The organism is Burkholderia sp. 567 (assembly GCF_040545115.1).
Taxonomy (GTDB): domain Bacteria; phylum Pseudomonadota; class Gammaproteobacteria; order Burkholderiales; family Burkholderiaceae; genus Burkholderia; species Burkholderia ambifaria.
On the sequence record NZ_JBEPLG010000003.1, the window covers coordinates 188446 to 208019 of the forward strand.

A 19574-nucleotide genomic window follows, 5' to 3' on the forward strand; every position below is an offset into this window, starting at 1 on the left:
GTCGTGAAAATGCAGGCACGGAAAAAAATCGCGGCAGTGACGGGCGCCGGCACGGGAATCGGCCACGCAGCGGCCGTCGCGCTGGCACGAGCCGGATTCGGCGTGGCATTGCTCGGCAGGCGCATCGAACCGCTGCTCGCGACGAAGGAAATCATCGAGCAGGCTGGCGGGTTGGCCGCGGCGATTCCGACCGACGTCGCCGACGAGGCGTCGGTCGACGCAAGCTTCGCGCGGATCGAACGCGAGTTCGGGCACCTCGACGTGCTGTTCAACAACGCCGGCCGCAATGCCGGCGCCGTGCCGCTCGACGACTACTCGCTCGAATTCTGGAACGACGTGGTCGCGACCAACCTGACCGGCGTGTTCCTGTGCGCACGCGCCGCGTGGCGCCAGATGAAGCGCCAGACTCCGCAAGGCGGCCGCATCATCAACAACGGTTCGATCTCGGCGCACTCGCCGCGCCCGAACACGATCGCGTACACGGCCACCAAGCATGCCGTCCTCGGCATCACCCGCTCGCTCGCGCTCGACGGCCGGCCGTTCAACATCGCGTGCGGCCAGATCGACATCGGCAACGCCGCCACGTCGCTGACCGAGCGTATGAACAGCGGCGTGCAGCAGGCCGACGGCCGCATCGCACCGGAGCCGCGCGTCGACGTCGCGCACGTCGCGGACGCCATCGTGCAGATGGCGAACCTGCCGCTCGAAGCCAACATTCTCAACATGACGATCATGGCAAGCGCGATGCCCTACGTCGGACGCGGCTGACCCGACGATCGCCGGCGCGCATGACGACAACGCGCCGGCCCACCCATCAGGAGACAGGAGACAACCTTGAAAACCGCAGAAGAACAGGTTTCGGTCATGCGCGAGTTCGGCTCGCACGCGGACGTCGCCAGAAGGTCGCGAGTGCGCTACGGCGTGCTGTCGATGCTGCTGGTGGCGACCATTCTCAACTACGTCGATCGCTCGGCGCTCGGCATCGTCGCACCGGCGCTGTCGAAGGATCTCGCGCTCACCCGCGTGCAGATGGGCGAGCTGTTCGCCGTGTTCGGCCTCGCATACTCGATCGCGCTGGTGCCGGCGGGCGTGCTCGCCGACCTGCTCGGTTCGCGCGTCGCCTATGCGCTGTCGCTGGTCGGCTGGTCGCTGGCGACGCTGACGCAAGGGCTCGCGCACGGCTATCACATGCTGCTCGGCTCGCGGCTCGCGATGGGCGCGCTGGAGGCGCCGGCCTTTCCGTCGAATGCCCGCGCGGTGACGATGTGGTTCCCGGTCCAGGAGCGCGGCTTCGCGACGAGCGTCTACGTGATGGGCCAGTACATCGGCACGCCGCTCTTCGCCGGGCTGCTGCTGTGGATCTCGTCGGCGTTCGGCTGGCGCGCGGTGTTCTTCGCGACGGGCGGCTTCGGCATCCTGTTCAGCCTCGTCTGGTACCGGCTCTATCGCGATCCGTCGCGGCATCGCAGCGTCAATGCGGCCGAGCTGCAGTACATCACCGAAGGGCGCCCTGTCGTGACCGCGCGCGAGCGCTTCGACTGGCGCATGGCGCTGCGTCTGCTCGGCTACCGGCAGATCCTCGCGATCTGTCTCGGCAAGTTCTGCAACAACACGCTGCTGGTGTTCTTCACGACCTGGTTCATGACCTACCTGGTCGAGGAGCGGCACATGTCGATGATCAAGGTTGGCTTCTTTCAGGCGATGCCGTTCATTGGCGCAACGTTGGGAATCCTGATCGCCGGCTACCTGTCCGATCTTTGCATCCGGCGCGGCGTGTCGATGTCGTCGTCGCGCAAGGCGCCGCTCGTGATCGGCACCTTCCTCGGCGCGTCGATCGTGCTGGTCAACTTCGTGCACTCGAACGCGCTGGTGATCGCGATCCTGACCGTCGCGTTCTTCGCGCAGGGGATCGGCTCGATGTCATGGGCCGCCGTATCCGAGATCGCGCCGAGACGCTATGTCGGGCTCACCAGCAGCATCACGAGCCTCGCGGCCAATATCGCGGCCGTCACCACGCCGCTGATGATTGGCTACGTGACCCAGCACACCGGCAACTTCTTCTGGGCGCTGAACCTGATGGGTGCGATCTGCCTCGTCGGCACGCTGTCGTACTCCGTGCTGCTCGGCAAGCTGTCGCGCATCGAGCTCTGAGCGCGTTCACCTCCCTTGACCGGCCGCCGCGGCGGCTCAACCCTCATCCGGCCCACGATCATGATCGAATTCAAATGGGATCACCTGCAACTCTGCTCGGCTGATGCCGAGGCCACCGCGGCGTGGTTCGCGCGCTGCCTGAACGCCGAGATCGTGCGGCGCCCGGGGCGCGTCGACCTGAGGATCGGCGCCATCAACCTGTTCATCACGGCGCTGCCCGACGCGCGACCGGCCACGGTGCCCGACGGCACTCGCGCACAAGGCATCGATCACTTCGGCGTGCTGGTCGAGGATCTCGATGCCGCGTACGCCCACTTGGTCAAGCACGGCGCCGAGATCGTCCAGCCGGTGACGCGGATCCGCGCCGGCGTGCGCGGCTGCTTCGTGCGCGCGCCGGGCGAGATCCTCGTCGAGGTGCTCGAGCGGCGCCCGGCCGAGATGACATCGGGCTGAACCCGGTCTATAGTCGGCGCAGGCGGCCGGGCGCCGGCCGCATCCTCATCACGACTCCCCATGCACAACTGGATCACCCTGACGGAAGCCGCGCGGCGGCTCGGCGTGCGGGCGCAGACCGTCTACGCGTATGCGAGCCGCGGCAGCATCGCCGTGATGCAGGATCCCGACGATCCGCGCAAGAGCCTGTATCGCGCGGAAGACGTGATCGCGCTGTGCCGCAAGAAACAGGTCGGCCGCAAGCGCGCGGCGCTGGCGGCCGGCACGATCTTCGGCGCCGAGCCGTGCATCCCGAGCGGCATCACCACCTTCTCCAAGGGCCGCGCGTGGTATCGCGGCCGCGACAGCATTCAACTGTCGGACACCGCCACGCTCGAGGACACGGCCGCACTGCTCTGGCAAGCCACCGCACCCGTGACGTTCGACGCGCCCGCGGTTGCATTGCCGGCCGGCGAGCGTGATCGCCAGTGCGCGTTCACGCTGCTTGCCACGTTGGCGGCGCACGGCCACTCGACGCTCGGCCGGCTCGACAACACGCTGCACATCGAAGCCGGACAACTCGTCGCGATCGTCGCGCGCGCGTTCGGCGCGCACGACGATGGGGGCCCGCCGTGGACCCATCAGCGGCTCGCGGCGGGCTGGGGCCTGGACGATCGCGGCGCGGACCTGCTGCGCCGCGCGATGGTGCTCGTCGCCGATCACGAGATCACGAGTTCGGCGTTCGCCGCGCGCATCACCGCGTCGACCGGCGCGTCGCTCGCGGGCTGCCTGCTGACCGGGCTCGCGACGTTGTCGGGCCCGCTGCACGGCGATGCGTCAGGCCGCGTGCGCGCGGTGTTCGACGATGTGCAGCGGCTCGGCGCCGCGCACGTGGTCGATCATCATCTGAAGTCCGCGATCCCGATCCCCGGCTTCGGTCATCATCTGTACCCCGACGGCGACCCGCGCGCGGCCGCGTTGCTCGCGCGGCTCGATCCGCCGACGGAACTCGCGCACTTCATCGACAAGGTGACGACGCTCACCGGCCAGCGGCCGACCATCGATGTCGCGCTCGCGATGCTGTCGGTACAGCTTCGGTTGCCGCGCGACGCGGCGTTCGGGCTGTTCTCGATCGCACGCAGCGTCGGGCTGCTGGCCCACTGCATCGAACAGCTGCGCGTGGGCAAGGTGATTCGGCCGCGCAGCCGCTATACGGGGCCGACGCTCGACGAACGGCATCTGCGCCCCGAGGCCGAGGACGACGGCAAACTGCCGAAAGCCGGCGTGATCGAGAAGAACCGGGTGTTCAAGATTGTGGATTGAACGCGGCTGCGATGGAGAAGGACCGCGAAGCATCGATGCGGCCTTTTCGATTCGTCACGGTTGCGATCGAAGCCTCCCGGCGCGTCGGCGCATGAAGTGCAGGCGCCCGACGGTGCGTTGAACCGACGCATATGTACACCACCGATACGCCCCCAGAACCGCAACGTTTCACGCCTGAAACATTTTCGATACCCGATCCGGCCCCGTGCCGACCGCGATTCCGCATCAGCAGTAGCGTGCGCGCCTTCTCCAGTGCGCCATTGCCGCTGGATAGGCACGAAATCGCCCGGCGCCCGCGCAGCCGCAACGTATCAGACCTGAAACCAAACCCGCATTCGCATACGACCGTCGGCCGGCGCATGCCTGCCTAAACCCCACCCCGCGCGGCAGTCGCCGCATCTGGCCCGCTCCTTGCTGTTGCTCCTACGCAAACAGAAGCAAACACAAGGCAGTCACAAGCAGTCGCACAAGCGACCAACAGCACATAAACAATCGGGGTGAGGCATGAACAAGACGGAGCGCTTGACGGCGGCGATCTGCGCGCGCGGCAGGCTGCCGCACCGGTCGGACCGTCACCAGGCCGGCGGCGTGCTGTAATGCAGGCCGCCGCTACGCAAGCCGCTGCCGCGGCCGGGGAGCCGTGCGCCACGCACGGCTGGAATCTGCCGCACGGATCGGGTATCGAAGACGATCCGCTGCTGGGCTGCCTGCTCGTGCTGACGCGGCTGTTCGACCGGCCGGTGGGCGTCGACACGCTCGTGGCCGGCCTGCCGCTCGCCGGCCGGCGCCTCACGCCGGCCCTGTTCGTGCGGGCCGCGGCGCGCGCCGGCCTGTCGGCCAAACTGGCCCGGCGCGCGCTGCCCGACATCCCGGATGCGGTCCTGCCCGCGGTGCTGCTGCTCAACGACGGCCAGGCCTGCGTGCTGGTTCGCCGCAACGCGTGCGGCACCCTGCAGGTGATCCTTCCTGAAACCGGCATCGGCGAGGAAGCCGTCGACGCGGCCGAACTCGCGCAACGCCATGCGGGCCACGTGCTGTTCGCGCGCCCGGCCCACCGGTTCGATGCACGCGATACGGAAAGCGTCGTGCCGCGCCCGCGCCACTGGTTCTGGGGCGTGGTCGCGCAATCGTGGCCGATCTATGCGGAAGTGATGCTCGCGTCGACGCTGGTCAATCTTTTCGCGCTGGCGATGCCGCTGTTCACGATGAACGTCTACGACCGCGTCGTGCCGAACCGCGCGCTCGAGACGCTGTGGGCGCTGGCGGCCGGCATCGCGCTCGTGATCGTGTTCGACGTCGTGATGCGCACGTTGCGCGGCTATTTCATCGACGTGGCCGGCAAGAAGATCGACGTGATCCTGTCGGCAAACCTCTACGAGAAAGTACTCGGCATCCGGATGGCGGCGCGGCCGCCGTCCGTCGGCGGATTCGCTTCGCAGATCCAGGAATTCGAAGCCGTGCGCGAATTCCTCACGTCGGCGACCGCGGCGGCGCTGATCGACCTGCCGTTTTCGATCGTGTTCGTCGTGGCGATGTTCTGGGTCGGCGGCGGGCTCGGCTGGCTGCCGCTGCTGGCCTTGCCGCTCGTGATCGGCGCGGGCGTGGCCGTGCAGGGGCCGCTCGCGCGGGCCGTGCAAGCCAGCCAGCGTCACGCGAGCCAGCGCCAGGCCCTGCTGATCGAAACGCTGGTCGGCCTCGAGACGATCAAGGTCAACGGCGCGGAAGGACCGATGCAGGCGCGCTGGGAGCAGATGCTCGGCGAGATCGCACGGCTCGGGCTCAAGTCGCGCCTGCTGTCGGGTTGCGCGGTCAATTTCGCGATGTTCGCGCAGCAGGCGGCCTATCTCGCGGTGGTCCTGTGCGGCGTGTACATGATCGGCGACGACCGGCTCACGACCGGCGGACTGATCGCCTGCACGATCTTCACCGGCCGCGCGCTCGCGCCGATGGGCCAGGTCGCGTCGCTGCTGACGCGCTACCACCAGTCGCGCAGCGCGCTCGCGTCGATCGACGGCGTGATGAACCTGCCCGGCGAGCGTCCGGCCGAGCAGCGCTTCGTCCATCGGCCCGCACTCGCCGGCGAGATCGAATTCCGCGACGTCAGCTTCGCGTACCCCGGCCAGAGCGGCGTCTCGCTCGAAGGCGTGTCGTTCCGCATCGCCGCGGGCGAGCGCGTCGGGATCATCGGGCGCGTCGGCTCGGGCAAGACCACCATCGAAAAACTCGTCCTCGGTCTCTACCCGCCTTCGTCCGGCAACGTGCTGATCGACGGCGTCGAACTGCGTCAATACGATCCTGCCGCACTGCGGCGCGGGATCGGTCACGTGCCGCAGGACGTGATGCTGTTCAACGGCACCGTGCGCGACAACATCGTGCTGGGCGCGCCGGGCGCGGACGACGACGCCGTGTTGCGCGCCGCGCAGGTGTCCGGCGTCGCGGACTTCGTCAACCGGGTGCCGAACGGCTTCGACCTCGCGGTGGGCGAACGCGGCGAAGCATTGTCCGGCGGGCAGCGCCAGGCCATCGCCATCGCCCGCGCGATGCTGCTGTCGCCGCCGGTGCTGCTGCTCGACGAGCCGAGCAGCGCGATGGACAACCGCTCCGAAGAGCTGTTCAAGGCCCGTCTGTCGGCCCAGCTCGCCGGCCGCACGCTGCTGCTGGTCACGCACCGTCCGTCGCTGCTCTCGCTCGTCGATCGCCTGATCGTGATGGATCAGGGCCGCGTCGTCGCTGACGGCCCGAAGGACCAGGTCCTCGCGGCTCTTGCAGGGAGAAAGCTCCATGTCGCTGCTGGCTGAACCCGACGGCGCCGACTCGCCGACGACGCAACGCATCGCCGTGCTCAACGCGCTGCGCGCGCGCATCGGCGCCGCGCTGAAGCCGCGCGCCGACGATACCGCGTTCATGCGCGAACGCTGCGCGGCCGCGATGGAGGGGCCGCGCTACTTCACCCACTGGATCCTGTGGGCGACGCTCGCATTCATCGTCATCGCCCTCCTGTGGGCCGCGTTCGCCGAAGTCGACGAAGTCACCGTCGGGGAAGGCAAGGTGATTCCGTCCAGCCGCGTGCAGGTGGTGCAGAACCTGGAGGGCGGGATCGTCTCCGAGATCATGGTGCGCGTCGGCCAGGTCGTCCAGAAAGGCCAGCCGCTGATGCGCATCGACGATACGCGGTTCACGTCGTCGTACAAGGAAGGACAGGCGAAGGATGCCGCCCTCCTCGCCCGCATCGCGCGGCTGAGCGCCGAAGCGAACGGCGCCGCGTTCGTCGTGCCGGCCGCCCTGGCGCGCGCGAATCCGGGCCTGCTGGATGAGGAACGCTCGCTGTTCGAGTCGCGTCAGCGCGAATTGCAGGCCAATCTCGACGTGCTCAGGCAACAGGCTGAACAGCACCGGCAGGAGCTCGCGGAAAAGCGCTCGCGCGAGGGGCAGTTGCAACACAGCTACGCGCTCGTCGCGAAGGAACTGGCGTTGACTAGCCCGCTCGTGGAGAAAGGCGCGGTATCGGACGTCGAGGTGCTGCGGCTCGAGCGGCAGGCGACCGACATGAAGGGCGACCTCGATGCGACGCGGCTCGCGATGCCGCGGCTGGAAGCCGCCTATCGCGAGGCGCGCCAGAAAATCGACGAAACGACCGCGCATTTTCGTGCCGACGCGATGAAGGAACTGAATCTCGCGCGCGCCGATCAGTCGGCGCTGAGTGCGGCCAACGTCGCGCTCGAGGATCGCGTCACGCGCACGCTCGTGCGCGCGCCGCTGAAAGGGATGATCAAGCAGATCAAGATCAACACCGTGGGCGGCGTGATCCAGCCGGGGATGGACCTGCTGGAAATCGTGCCGCTCGACGACACGCTGTTGATCGAGGCACGCGTGCGGCCGGCGGACATCGCGTTCCTGCATCCGGGGCAGGACGCGACGGTCAAGCTGTCCGCGTACGATTTCTCGATCTATGGCGGCTTTCCCGCCGTCGTCGAAGACATCAGCGCCGACACGATCGTGCCGGACCGTCCCGGCGAGAAACCGGACAGCTATTACCGCGTACTGGTGCGCACCCGGCAAAGCAAGCCGAGCGGCCGGAGCCAGCCGGTCGCGATCGTGCCGGGGATGATCGCGACCGTCGACATCCGCACCGGGCGCCGTACCGTATTGCATTACCTGCTCAAGCCCGTCATCAAGACCAAGGAAATGGCGTTGCGCGAGCGTTGACACGAAAAGCGGTTTGCAGTTCGTCGGGCATGCGCCGCATCGGGCGGCGCAGCGCCCGCATCAAAACATGACAGGACGGGGAGCACGACATGGCGACGACTTCAAGCGGGACCGCGGTTTCCATCAGCAATACGCCGCAGGCAACGAACGACGTATTTACGTCGGCGCAGACGGGGCTCACAGACAACTCGCTCACCACCGTCTACCTGAACGTGATGGCGAACGATCTCGGCGGCGCGGCCAAGACGCTCTATTCGCTCGACTCCGGCACCGAAACGACCGTCTCGCTCGAACAGGCGGCGTTGCTGACGCAGGATACGGTCCGGGCCGAATCGGTGAGCACTGATTTCAGCGCGCACGGCGCGCACATCTGGATCACGTCGGACGGCAAGGTCGGGTATGACGCGAGCCATCTCGACGCGTCGTGGTTGTCGAACAGCTTCAATACGCTCGGCTACGCGCAGGACAGCTTCACGTACGCGATCCGGCTCGGCAACGGTACGCTGAGCTGGGCGACCGCCTATGTCGACATTGCACCGCCCGCGCCTGTCGTCGTGCTGGCGCACGACACGGGGATGTCGGCGACCGACCACCTCACGTCGGACTGTACGTTGTCGGTCGGCGCGGTGGCGCACGGCGCGACCGTTCAGTACAGCACCGACAACGGCGCGCACTGGAACACGAGCTTCTGCGCCGTCGAAGGAACGAATACCGTGATGGTGCGGCAGATCGACGTGACCGGCAATGCGTCGGCCGCCTCTTCGTGCACGTTCACGCTGGATACGGCTGGTGGGACGGCGCCTGGGGTGGCGTTGGCGGTCGATTCGGGTAGTAGTGCGACGGATCATGTTACGAATGTCGGGGCGCTCAATGTCACCGGGGTCGACACGGGTGCTACCGTGCAGTACAGCGTTGATAACGGCGCGCATTGGAGTACGACCTTCAGTGCCGTTGAAGGCGTCAATAATGTGCAGGTTCGGCAGGTCGATGTTGCGGGAAATGCGTCGGCTCCGACCTCGTTCAGTTTCACGCTGGATACGGCGGCTGGGGCGCCCGGCGTTGCGTTGACTGCCGACTCCGGTGGCAATGCTGCAGATCACGTTACCAATGTCGGGACGTTGAATCTCTCGGGTATCGAGCCGGGGGCCACCGTTCAGTACAGCGTTGATAACGGCGGGCATTGGAACACGAGCTTCAGTGCCGTCGAAGGGCTGAACAATGTGCAGGTTCGGCAGGTCGATGTTGCGGGTAATGCGTCGGCTCCGACCTCGTTCAGTTTCACGCTGGATACGGCGGCAGCTGCGCCGGGTGTTGCGCTTACGAGTGATTCCGGTGGCAGCTCGACCGACCACGTCACCAACGTCGGCACGCTGAACGTCACTGGCATCGAAACCGGCGCCACAGTTCAATACAGCGTCGATCACGGTGGCCATTGGAACACGAGCTTCAGCGCCGTCGAGGGGTTGAACAACGTGCAGGTTCGGCAGGTCGATGTTGCGGGTAATACGTCGTCGGCCACGTCGTTCAGCTTCACGTTCGATACGTCAGCCGCTGCGCCGGGTGTTGCGCTCACGAGCGATTCCGGTGGCAGCTCGACCGATCACGTCACCAACGTTGGCACGTTGAATCTCACTGGTGTCGAAACCGGCGCGACTGTCGAATACTCGATCGATGGCGGCCACACCTGGAGCACCAGTTTCAATGCGGTTGAAGGCGTGAACAACGTCCAGGTCCGGCAAACCGATGTCGCGGGCAATACGTCGGATCCGACAGCATTCAGCTTCACACTTGATACCTCTGCCGCTGCGCCCGGCGTTGCACTGACCGCCGACTCCGGCAGCAACGCCACCGACCACATCACCAACGTCGGTACACTCAACGTATCTGGAGTGGAGACCGGTGCAGTTGTCGAATACTCGATCGACGGCGGCCACACCTGGAACACGAGTTTCAGCGCCGTCGAAGGGCTGAACAATGTGCAGGTCCGGCAGATCGATGTCGCGGGCAACACGTCGTCAGCTACATCGCTCAGCTTCACGCTCGATACGTCGGCTGCTGCGCCGGGTGTTGCGCTCACGAGCGATTCCGGTAGCAGCTCGACCGACCACGTCACCAACGTTGGCACGTTGAATCTCACTGGTGTCGAAACCGGCGCGACTGTCGAATACTCGATCGATGGCGGCCACACCTGGAGCACCAGCTTCAACGCCGTCGAAGGTGTGAATGACGTACAGGTACGGCAGACCGATATCGCAGGCAATACGTCGGCTCCCACATCGCTCAGCTTCACGCTCGACACCTCGGCTGCTGCGCCCGGTGTCGCGCTCACGAATGATTCCGGTAGCAGCGCCACGGACCGCATCACCAATGTCGGCACATTGAATCTCACCGGTATCGAAACGGGCGCGGCTGTCGAATACTCGACGGATGGTGGCCATACCTGGAACACCAGTTTCAACGCCGTCGAAGGCGTGAACGACGTACAGGTTCGGCAGACCGATGTCGCAGGCAATACGTCTGCCCCGACCTCGTTCAGCTTCACGCTCGACACCTCGGCCGCCGCGCCCGGTGTCGCACTCACGAGCGATTCCGGTAGCAACACGACCGACCACGTCACCAACGTCGGCACGCTGAATCTCACCGGTGTCGAAACGGGCGCCACCGTCGAATACTCAATCGATGGCGGTCGTACCTGGAACACTAGTTTCAATGCCATCGAAGGCGTGAATGACGTACAGGTTCGGCAAACCGATGTCGCTGGCAATACAACGGATCCGACTTCGTTTAGCTTCACACTCGACACCTCGGCCGCCGCGCCGGGCGTCGCACTGACCACCGACTCCGGTAGCAACACCACCGATCACATCACCAATGTCGGTACGTTGAATCTCACCGGTGTCGAAACCGGCGCCACGATCGAATACTCGACGGATGGCGGCCATACCTGGAACACCAGCTTCAGCGCTGTCGAAGGCGTGAACGACGTGCAGGTCCGGCAGACCGATGTCGCAGGCAACACGTCCGCCCCGACCTCGTTCAGCTTCACGCTCGATACGTCAGCCGCAGCGCCCGGTGTCGCCCTGACTACCGATTCCGGCAGTGGCTCGATCGATCACATCACCAATGTCGGTACGTTGAATCTCACCGGGGTCGAAACGGGCGCCACGGTCGAATACTCGACGGATGGCGGCCATACCTGGAGCACCAATTTCAATGCCGTCGAAGGCGTGAATGACGTGCAGGTCCGGCAAACCGATATCGCTGGCAACACGTCAGACCCGACGTCTTTCAACTTCACGCTCGATACGTCGGCTGCTGCACCCCGTGTTGCATTGACTACCGATTCCGGCAGCAGTGCCACCGATCACATCACCAACGTCGGTACACTCAACGTGTCTGGTGTGGAGACTGGGGCAGTTGTCGAATACTCGATCGATGGCGGCCATACTTGGAACACCAGTTTCAATGCCATCGAAGGCGTGAATGACGTCCAGGTTCGGCAAACCGATGTCGCGGGCAATACATCGGCTCCGACTTCGTTCAGCTTCACACTCGATACCTCAGCCGCTGCGCCCGGTGTCGCACTAACCGCCGATTCCGGTACTAGCTCGACCGACCACATCACCAACGTCGGCACGTTGAATCTGACCGCTGTTGAAACGGGTGCCAGCGTCGAATACTCAATCGATGGCGGCCATACCTGGAGCACCAGCTTCAATGCCGTTGAAGGCGTGAACGACGTACAGGTTCGGCAAACTGATGTCGCTGGCAATACGTCGTCGGCCACGTCGTTCAGCTTCACGTTCGATACGTCAGCCACTGCGCCCGGTGTCGCACTGACCACCGACTCCGGCAGCAGCGCCACCGATCACATCACCAATGTCGGTACGCTGAATCTCACCGGCGTCGAAACGGGCGCCACCGTCGAATACTCGACGGATGGTGGCCACACCTGGAACACCAGCTTCAATGCCGTCGAAGGCGTGAATGACGTACAGGTGCGGCAGACCGATATCGCAGGCAACACGTCGGATTCGACGACGTTCCACTTCACACTCGATACCTCGGCCGCTGCACCGGGTATTGCGTTGACCGCCGATTCCGGCAGCAACGCCACTGATCACATCACCAAGGTCGGCACACTCAACGTGTCTGGTGTGGAGACTGGCGCAGTTGTCGAATACTCGATCGACGGCGGCCATACCTGGAACACCAGTTTCAATGCCGTCGAAGGCGTGAACGACGTGCAGGTCCGGCAAACCGATGTCGCAGGCAACACGTCCGCTCCAACCTCGTTCAGCTTCACGCTCGACACCTCAGCCACTGCGCTCGGTGTCGCACTGACTACCGATTCCGGCAGCAGTGCCACCGATCACATTACCAATGTCGGTACGTTGAACCTCACCGGTGTCGAAACGGGCGCCACCGTCGAATACTCGATCGATGGCGGTCATACCTGGAACACCAGTTTCAATGCCATCGAAGGCGTGAATGACGTCCAGGTCCGTCAAACCGATATCGCAGGCAATACGTCGGACCCGACGGCGTTCAGCTTCACACTTGATACGTCGGCCGCCGCGCCCGGCGTTTCATTGACCACCGATTCCGGCAGCAATGTCACCGACCACATCACCAATGCCGGCACGTTGAATCTCACCGGTGTTGAAACCGGCGCCACCGTCGAATACTCGACCGATGGCGGTCATACCTGGAACACCAATTTCAACGCGGTCGAAGGCATGAATGACGTACAGGTTCGGCAAACCGACGTCGCAGGAAATACATCCGATCCGACGGCGTTCAGCTTCGCGCTTGATACCTCAGCTGCTGCGCCCGGTGTCACACTATCGAGCGATTCCGGTAGCAGTGCCACCGACCACATTACCAATGTCGGTACGTTGAATCTCAACGGTGTCGAAACGGGCGCCACCGTCGAATACTCGACCGATGGTGGACACACCTGGAACACCAATTTCAATGCCGTCGAAGGGGTGAACGACGTCCAGGTTCGGCAGACAGATATCGCTGGCAATACATCAGATCCGACTTCGTTCAGCTTTACGCTGGATACCTCGGCCGCCGCGCCCGGTGTCGCGCTCACGAGCGATTCCGGGAGCAGCGCTACCGATCACACCACCAATGTCGGCACGCTGAATCTTACCGGCATTGAAACGAGCGCCATCGTCGAATACTCGACCGACGGCGGTCACACCTGGAACACCAGCTTCAATGCCGTCGAAGGCGTGAACGATGTACAGGTCCGGCAGACCGATATCGCTGGCAATACGTCGGATCCGACGGCGTTCAGCTTCACACTTGATACCTCAGCCGCCGGGCCCGGCGTCGCATTGACCGCCGATTCCGGCACTAGCTCAACCGATCACATCACCAACGTCGGTACGTTGAATCTTACGGGCGTTGAAACTGGCGGCACCGTCGAATACTCGACCAATGGCGGTCATACCTGGAACACCAGCTTCAACGCGGTCGAAGGCGTGAATGACGTCCAGGTTCGGCAAACCGATGTCGCAGGTAATACGTCGGACCCGACTTCGCTCAGCTTCACGCTCGATACCTCGGCCGCTGCACCAGGTGTTGCACTGACCGCCGACTCCGGCAGCAACGCTACCGACCACATCACCAACGTCGGCACACTTAGCCTGTCTGGTGTGGAGACTGGCGCAGTTGTCGAATACTCGATCGATGGCGGTCATACCTGGAACACCAGTTTCAATGCCGTCGAAGGCGTGAATGAGGTCCAGGTCCGTCAAACCGATGTCGCAGGCAACACGTCGGACCCGACCTCGCTCAACTTCACGCTCGATACCTCAGCCGCTGCACCAGGTGTTGCACTGACCGCCGACTCCGGCAGCAACGCCACCGACCACATCACCAACGTCGGCACACTTAGCCTGTCTGGTGTGGAGACTGGCGCAGTTGTCGAATACTCGATCGATGGCGGTCATACCTGGAGCACCAGTTTCAATGCCGTCGAAGGCGTGAACGGCGTGCAGGTTCGGCAAACCGATGTCGCGGGCAATACGTCGGACCCGACGGCGTTCAGCTTCACACTCGATACGTCGGCCGCCGCGCCCGGCGTCGCCCTGACCACCGATTCCGGCAGTGGTTCGACCGATCACATCACCAATGTCGGCACGTTGAATCTCTCCGGTGTCGAAACCGGCGCCACCGTTGAATACTCGACGGATGGTGGCCACACCTGGATCACCAACTTCAACGCCATCGAGGGCGTGAACGACGTACAGGTTCGGCAAACCGATATCGCTGGCAATACATCAGACCCGACTTCATTCAGCTTCACGCTCGATACCTCAGCTGCTGCGCCCGGTGTCGCACTCACGAGGGATTCCGGTAGCAGCGCCGCCGACCACATCACCAACGTCGGTACACTCAACGTGTCTGATGTGGAAACTGGCGCAGTTGTCGAATACTCGACCGATGGCGGCCATACTTGGAACACCAGTTTCAATGCCGTCGAAGGCTTGAACGATGTACAAATTCGGCAGACTGATGTCGCTGGCAATACGTCGTCGGCCACGTCGTTCAGCTTCACGCTCGATACGTCAGCCGCCGCGCCCGTTGTCGCACTCACGAGCGATTCCGGTAGCAGCTCTACCGATCACACCACCAATGTCGGCACGCTGAATCTCACCGATGTTGAAACTGGCGCCACGGTCGAATATTCGACGGATGGTGGCCATACCTGGAACACCAGCTTCAACGCCGTCGAAGGCGTGAACGATGTACAGGTCCGGCAAATCGATGTCGCGGGCAACACGTCGTCAGCTACATCGCTCAGCTTCACGCTCGACACCTCGGCCGCTGCGCCGGGTGTTGCCCTGACCACCGATTCCGGCAGCAATGTCACCGACCACGTCACCAACGTCGGCACGCTGAATCTCACCGGTGTCGAAACCGGCGCCACGATCGAATACTCGACGGATGGTGGCCACACCTGGAACACCAGCTTCAACGCCGTCGAAGGTGTGAATGACGTACAGGTCCGGCAAACCGATGTCGCGGGCAACACGTCTGATTCGACGTCTTTCGGCTTCACGCTCGATACGTCAGCCGCCGCGCCCGGTATCGCACTCACGAGCGATTCCGGTAGCAGCTCGACCGATCACATCACCAACGTCGGCACGTTGAATCTGACCGCTGTTGAAACGGGTGCCAGCGTCGAATACTCGATCGATGGTGGCCATACCTGGAACACCAGTTTCAATGCCGTCGAAGGCGTGAATGACGTCCAGGTGCGGCAGACCGATGTCGCGGGCAACACGTCCGCCCCGACTTCGTTCAACTTCACGCTCGATACGTCAGCCGCTGCACCGGGTGTTGCACTGACCGCCGACTCCGGCAGCAACGCTACCGATCACATCACCAACGTCGGTACACTCAACGTGTCCGGGGTGGAGACTGGCGCCGTTGTCGAATACTCGATCGATGGCGGTCATACCTGGAACACCAGTTTCAATGCCGTCGAAGGCGTGAACAATGTACAAATTCGGCAAACCGATGTCGCAGGCAATACGTCGGACCCGAGCTCGTTCAGCTTCACGCTCGATACCTCGGCTGCCGAGCCCGGTGTCGCCCTGACCGCGGATTCCGGCAGTAGCTCGACCGATCACGTCACCAACGTCGGCACGCTGAACCTCTCAGGCATCGAAACCGGCGCCACCGTGCAGTACAGCGTCGACAACGGCGCGCATTGGAACACGAGTTTCAGCGCCGTCGAAGGGCTGAACAATGTCCAGATTCGGCAAACCGATGTCGCTGGCAATACGTCGTCGGCCACGTCGTTCAGCTTCACGCTCGACACCTCGGCCGCTGCGCCGGGTGTCGCGCTGACCACCGATTCCGGCAGCAATGTCAGCGACCACATCACCAACGTCGGCACGCTGAATCTCACCGGTGTCGAAACCGGCGCCACGATCGAATACTCGACGGATGGTGGCCACACCTGGAACACCAGCTTCAACGCCGTCGAAGGTGTGAATGACGTACAGGTTCGGCAGAACGATATCGCAGGCAATACATCGGCTCCCACATCGCTCAGCTTCACGCTCGACACCTCGGCTGCTGCGCCCGGTGTCGCGCTCACGAGTGATTCCGGTAGCGGCGCCACGGACCACATCTCCAATGTCGGTACATTGAACGTCACTGGCACCGAAACCGGCGCCATCGTTCAGTACAGCATCGACAACGGGGCGCACTGGAACACGAGTTTCAGCGCTGTCGAAGGGTTGAACAACGTACAGGTTCGACAGATCGATGTCGCGGGCAATACGTCGTCGGCCACGTCGTTCAGCTTCACGCTCGATACGTCGGCTGCCGCGCCGGGTGTTGCGCTGACCACCGATTCCGGCACCAGCGCCACCGACCACATCACCAACGTCGGTACGCTGAACGTCACTGGCACCGAAGCCGGCGCCACCATTCAGTACAGCATCGACAACGGCGCGCATTGGAACACGAGCTTCAGTGCCGTCCAAGGCGTGAATAACGTGCAGGTTCGCGAGATCGACATCGCGGGCAACACGTCCTCGGCCACGTCATTCAGCTTCACGCTCGATACCTCGGTCGCTGCGCCCGGTGTCGCGCTGACCGCCGACTCCGGCAGCAGCGCCACCGATCACATCACCAACGTCGGCACGCTGAACCTCTCAGGCATCGAGACCGGCGCCACAGTTCAGTACAGCGTCGATAACGGCGCGCATTGGAGTACGAGTTTCGGTGCCCTCGAAGACCTGAACAACGTGCAGGTTCGACAGATCGATGTCGCGGGCAACACATCGTCAGCCACATCGCTGAGCTTCACACTCGATACGTCAGCCGCCGCGCCCGGCGTTGCGCTGACCACCGATTCCGGCACCAGCGCCACCGACCACATCACCAACGTCGGCACGCTGAACCTCTCCGGCATCGAAACCGGCGCCACCGTTCAATACAGCGTCGACAACGGCGCGCACTGGAACACGAGCTTCAGCGCCGTCCAGGGCGTGAACAACGTGCAGGTCCGCGAAATCGACATCGCAGGCAACACGTCGTCGGCCACGTCGTTCAGCTTCACGCTCGATACCTCAGCCGCGGCACCCGGCGTTGCATTGACCACCGATTCCGGCACCAGCGCCACCGACCACATCACCAACGTCGGCACGCTGAACCTCTCGGGCATCGAGACCGGCGCCACCATTCAGTACAGCATCGACAACGGCGCACATTGGAACACGAGCTTCAGCGCAGTTGAAGGGCTGAACAACGTCCAAGTCCGCCAGATCGACGTAGCCGGCAACACATCGTCAGCGACATCGCTGAGCTTCACGCTCGATACGTCGGCCGCAGCACCCGGCGTCGCGCTCACGACCGACTCCGGCAGCAGCACCACCGACCACGTCACCAACGTCGGCACGCTGAACCTCTCCGGCATCGAAACCGGCGCAACCGTGCAATACAGCATCGACAACGGCGCGCACTGGAACACGACCTTCAGCGCGACCGAAGGCGTGAACAACCTGCAAGTCCGTCAGATCGACATCGCGGGCAATATCTCGAACGCCACGAGCTTGAGCTTCACGCTCGACACCACCGCGCCGTCGACGCTGTCATGGCAATACAATCAAAGCAGCCACACCGTGACGGCCAATACCGACACGTCCAATGTCTGGAAAGTCCTGATCCACGACAACACGACCAACGCCGATTACACCGCGACGCAGCAAACCGCCGGAACCTGGACCTACACCACGCAACAGAGCCTGAATCTCAACAAGGACTCCCTCACCGTCACCGAGTGGGACACCGCGGGCAACTCGCGCTCGTTGACGCAGACAGCACCCGCCGGCGTCGCCGGATCCGAGATCAACCTCGCACTCGCCGATCCGTCCGGCCACGCGGCCGACCTCGCAGTGACGATCGCCGGCATCCCGTCCGGCTGGACGCTGAACGCCGGCACCGACCTCGGCAACGGCACCTGGCTCGTGCCGACGAACGACCTCGGCGCGCTCACCATCACGCCGGCCGCGTCCTTCACCGGCGCGACCGTGCTCACGGTGACCGAAACCTGGACGGCCGCGGACGGCACCCACGCCGCCGCCACGATCGCGGACAACGTCGAAGCGTACGCAGCCAACGCGCCGATCTTCGCATGGTCGGGCGACGACCAACTGACGGGATCGGCCGGCAACGACCTGTTCGTGTTCTCGCAGCCGATCGGCGCCGACACGCTGCACACGTTCGACCTCGCCGCCGACAAGATCGATCTCGTGGGCTTCACGGGCATCGCAAGCTTCAGCGACGTCCAGGCGCATCTGGCAGACGACGCGAACGGCAATGCGGTGATCACGCTGGGCGATGGTGCCACCATCACGGTAACGGGCGTGCATTCGGCCGACCTCACCGGCGACAACTTCGTGTTCGACCAGGAACCGGTCGTGCAGAACGCCGGCGTCATGACGGTGAGCGACGGCGCGATGCTGCCGATCGGCGGGATCGTGGAGAACACGGGCACGATCGCACTCGGCTCGACCGGCGACATCACCCGTTTCGAAATCCTCCCGAAGAGCGCGACGCTGGAAGGCGGCGGTCACGTGACGCTGTCCGACGACGCCCACAACGTCGTGTTCGGCAGCACGCCGGATGCCACGCTCGTGAACGTCGACAACACGATCACGGGTGCCGGCCAGCTCGGCGCCGGCCAGCTGACGCTCGTCAACGAAGGAACGATCGTCGCCGACGGCGCCAACGCGCTCGTGATCGACACGGGCACGCACGCGGTCGCCAACGCCGGCACGCTCGAGGCAACGGGCAGCGGCGGCCTCGTGATCGAAAGCGCGGTGAACAACACGGGCAACCTGTGGGCCAACAACGGCAACCTGACGATCCACGGCGACGTGACGGGCGCCGGCAGCGCGACGATCAGCGGCGGCGCAACGCTCGAGTTCGGCGGCGCGTCCGCGGAAAACACGACGTTCGCCGATGGCGCCGCGGGCACGCTCAAGCTCGACCACTCGGCCGGTTTCACCGGCACGGTCAGCGGCTTCGGCGCCGGCGACGCTCTCGACCTGACCGACGTGCTGTTCGGCGATCACACGACGCTGAGCTTCACGGCCAACGACACGGGAACGGGCGGCACGCTCACGGTGAGCGACGGCGCCCACACCGCGCAGGTCGCGCTTCAAGGCAATCTGGCGGGCGGCAGCTTCCAGCTCTCGCACGATCAGGGCAGCGGCACCGTGGTCACTTACGTGCCGCCGCCGCTGCCGCACATTCAGGAGGTGTGAGCCGCTCGGAATGCCCCGTGACCGACGTCCGACGGACAAACGCTCCTCCGGATCGTCGTTCACGGCAGTGTGTTTGATGCATCTGTTGCGATGGCCGGCCGCATGATCGCCGGCATCGCGCAACGTTTGATCGTGCCCAAGGCTGGCTGCAAACCGCCG

Annotated in this window: 7 protein-coding genes; all 7 read left to right on the forward strand. The window is 64.3% G+C overall.

Annotated features, from left to right (window positions below):
* Positions 1-9 precede the first annotated feature (9 nt).
* The 7 genes from ABIC50_RS11425 (at position 10) to ABIC50_RS11455 (ending at position 19415) form a co-directional block, all read left to right on the forward strand.
* Entirely contained in the window at positions 10-768 is a 759-nt protein-coding gene (locus tag ABIC50_RS11425; RefSeq protein WP_354163875.1) for an SDR family oxidoreductase, read from the forward strand.
* 96 nt (positions 769-864) lie between these two features.
* Positions 865-2151, forward strand: coding sequence for an MFS transporter (locus tag ABIC50_RS11430; RefSeq protein WP_105831551.1), 1287 nt, complete (start codon positions 865-867; stop codon positions 2149-2151).
* 60 nt (positions 2152-2211) lie between these two features.
* Positions 2212-2604, forward strand: coding sequence for a VOC family protein (locus ABIC50_RS11435; RefSeq protein WP_354164468.1), 393 nt, complete (start codon positions 2212-2214; stop codon positions 2602-2604).
* A gap of 60 nt (positions 2605-2664) precedes the next feature.
* A complete protein-coding gene (locus ABIC50_RS11440) occupies positions 2665-3906 on the forward strand; it encodes a citrate synthase family protein (protein WP_354163877.1) in 1242 nt (413 codons plus the stop codon).
* A gap of 596 nt (positions 3907-4502) precedes the next feature.
* A complete protein-coding gene (locus tag ABIC50_RS11445) occupies positions 4503-6704 on the forward strand; it encodes a type I secretion system permease/ATPase (RefSeq protein WP_354163879.1) in 2202 nt (733 codons plus the stop codon).
* Positions 6688-8112: an HlyD family type I secretion periplasmic adaptor subunit gene (locus ABIC50_RS11450; protein ID WP_354163881.1), complete on the forward strand. Its 1425-nt coding sequence runs from the start codon at positions 6688-6690 to the stop codon at positions 8110-8112. Before ABIC50_RS11445 ends, ABIC50_RS11450 begins: the two co-directional genes overlap by 17 nt.
* Positions 8113-8201: 89 nt before the next feature.
* Positions 8202-19415, forward strand: coding sequence for an Ig-like domain-containing protein (locus ABIC50_RS11455; protein ID WP_354163883.1), 11214 nt, complete (start codon positions 8202-8204; stop codon positions 19413-19415).
* Positions 19416-19574 lie beyond the last annotated feature (159 nt).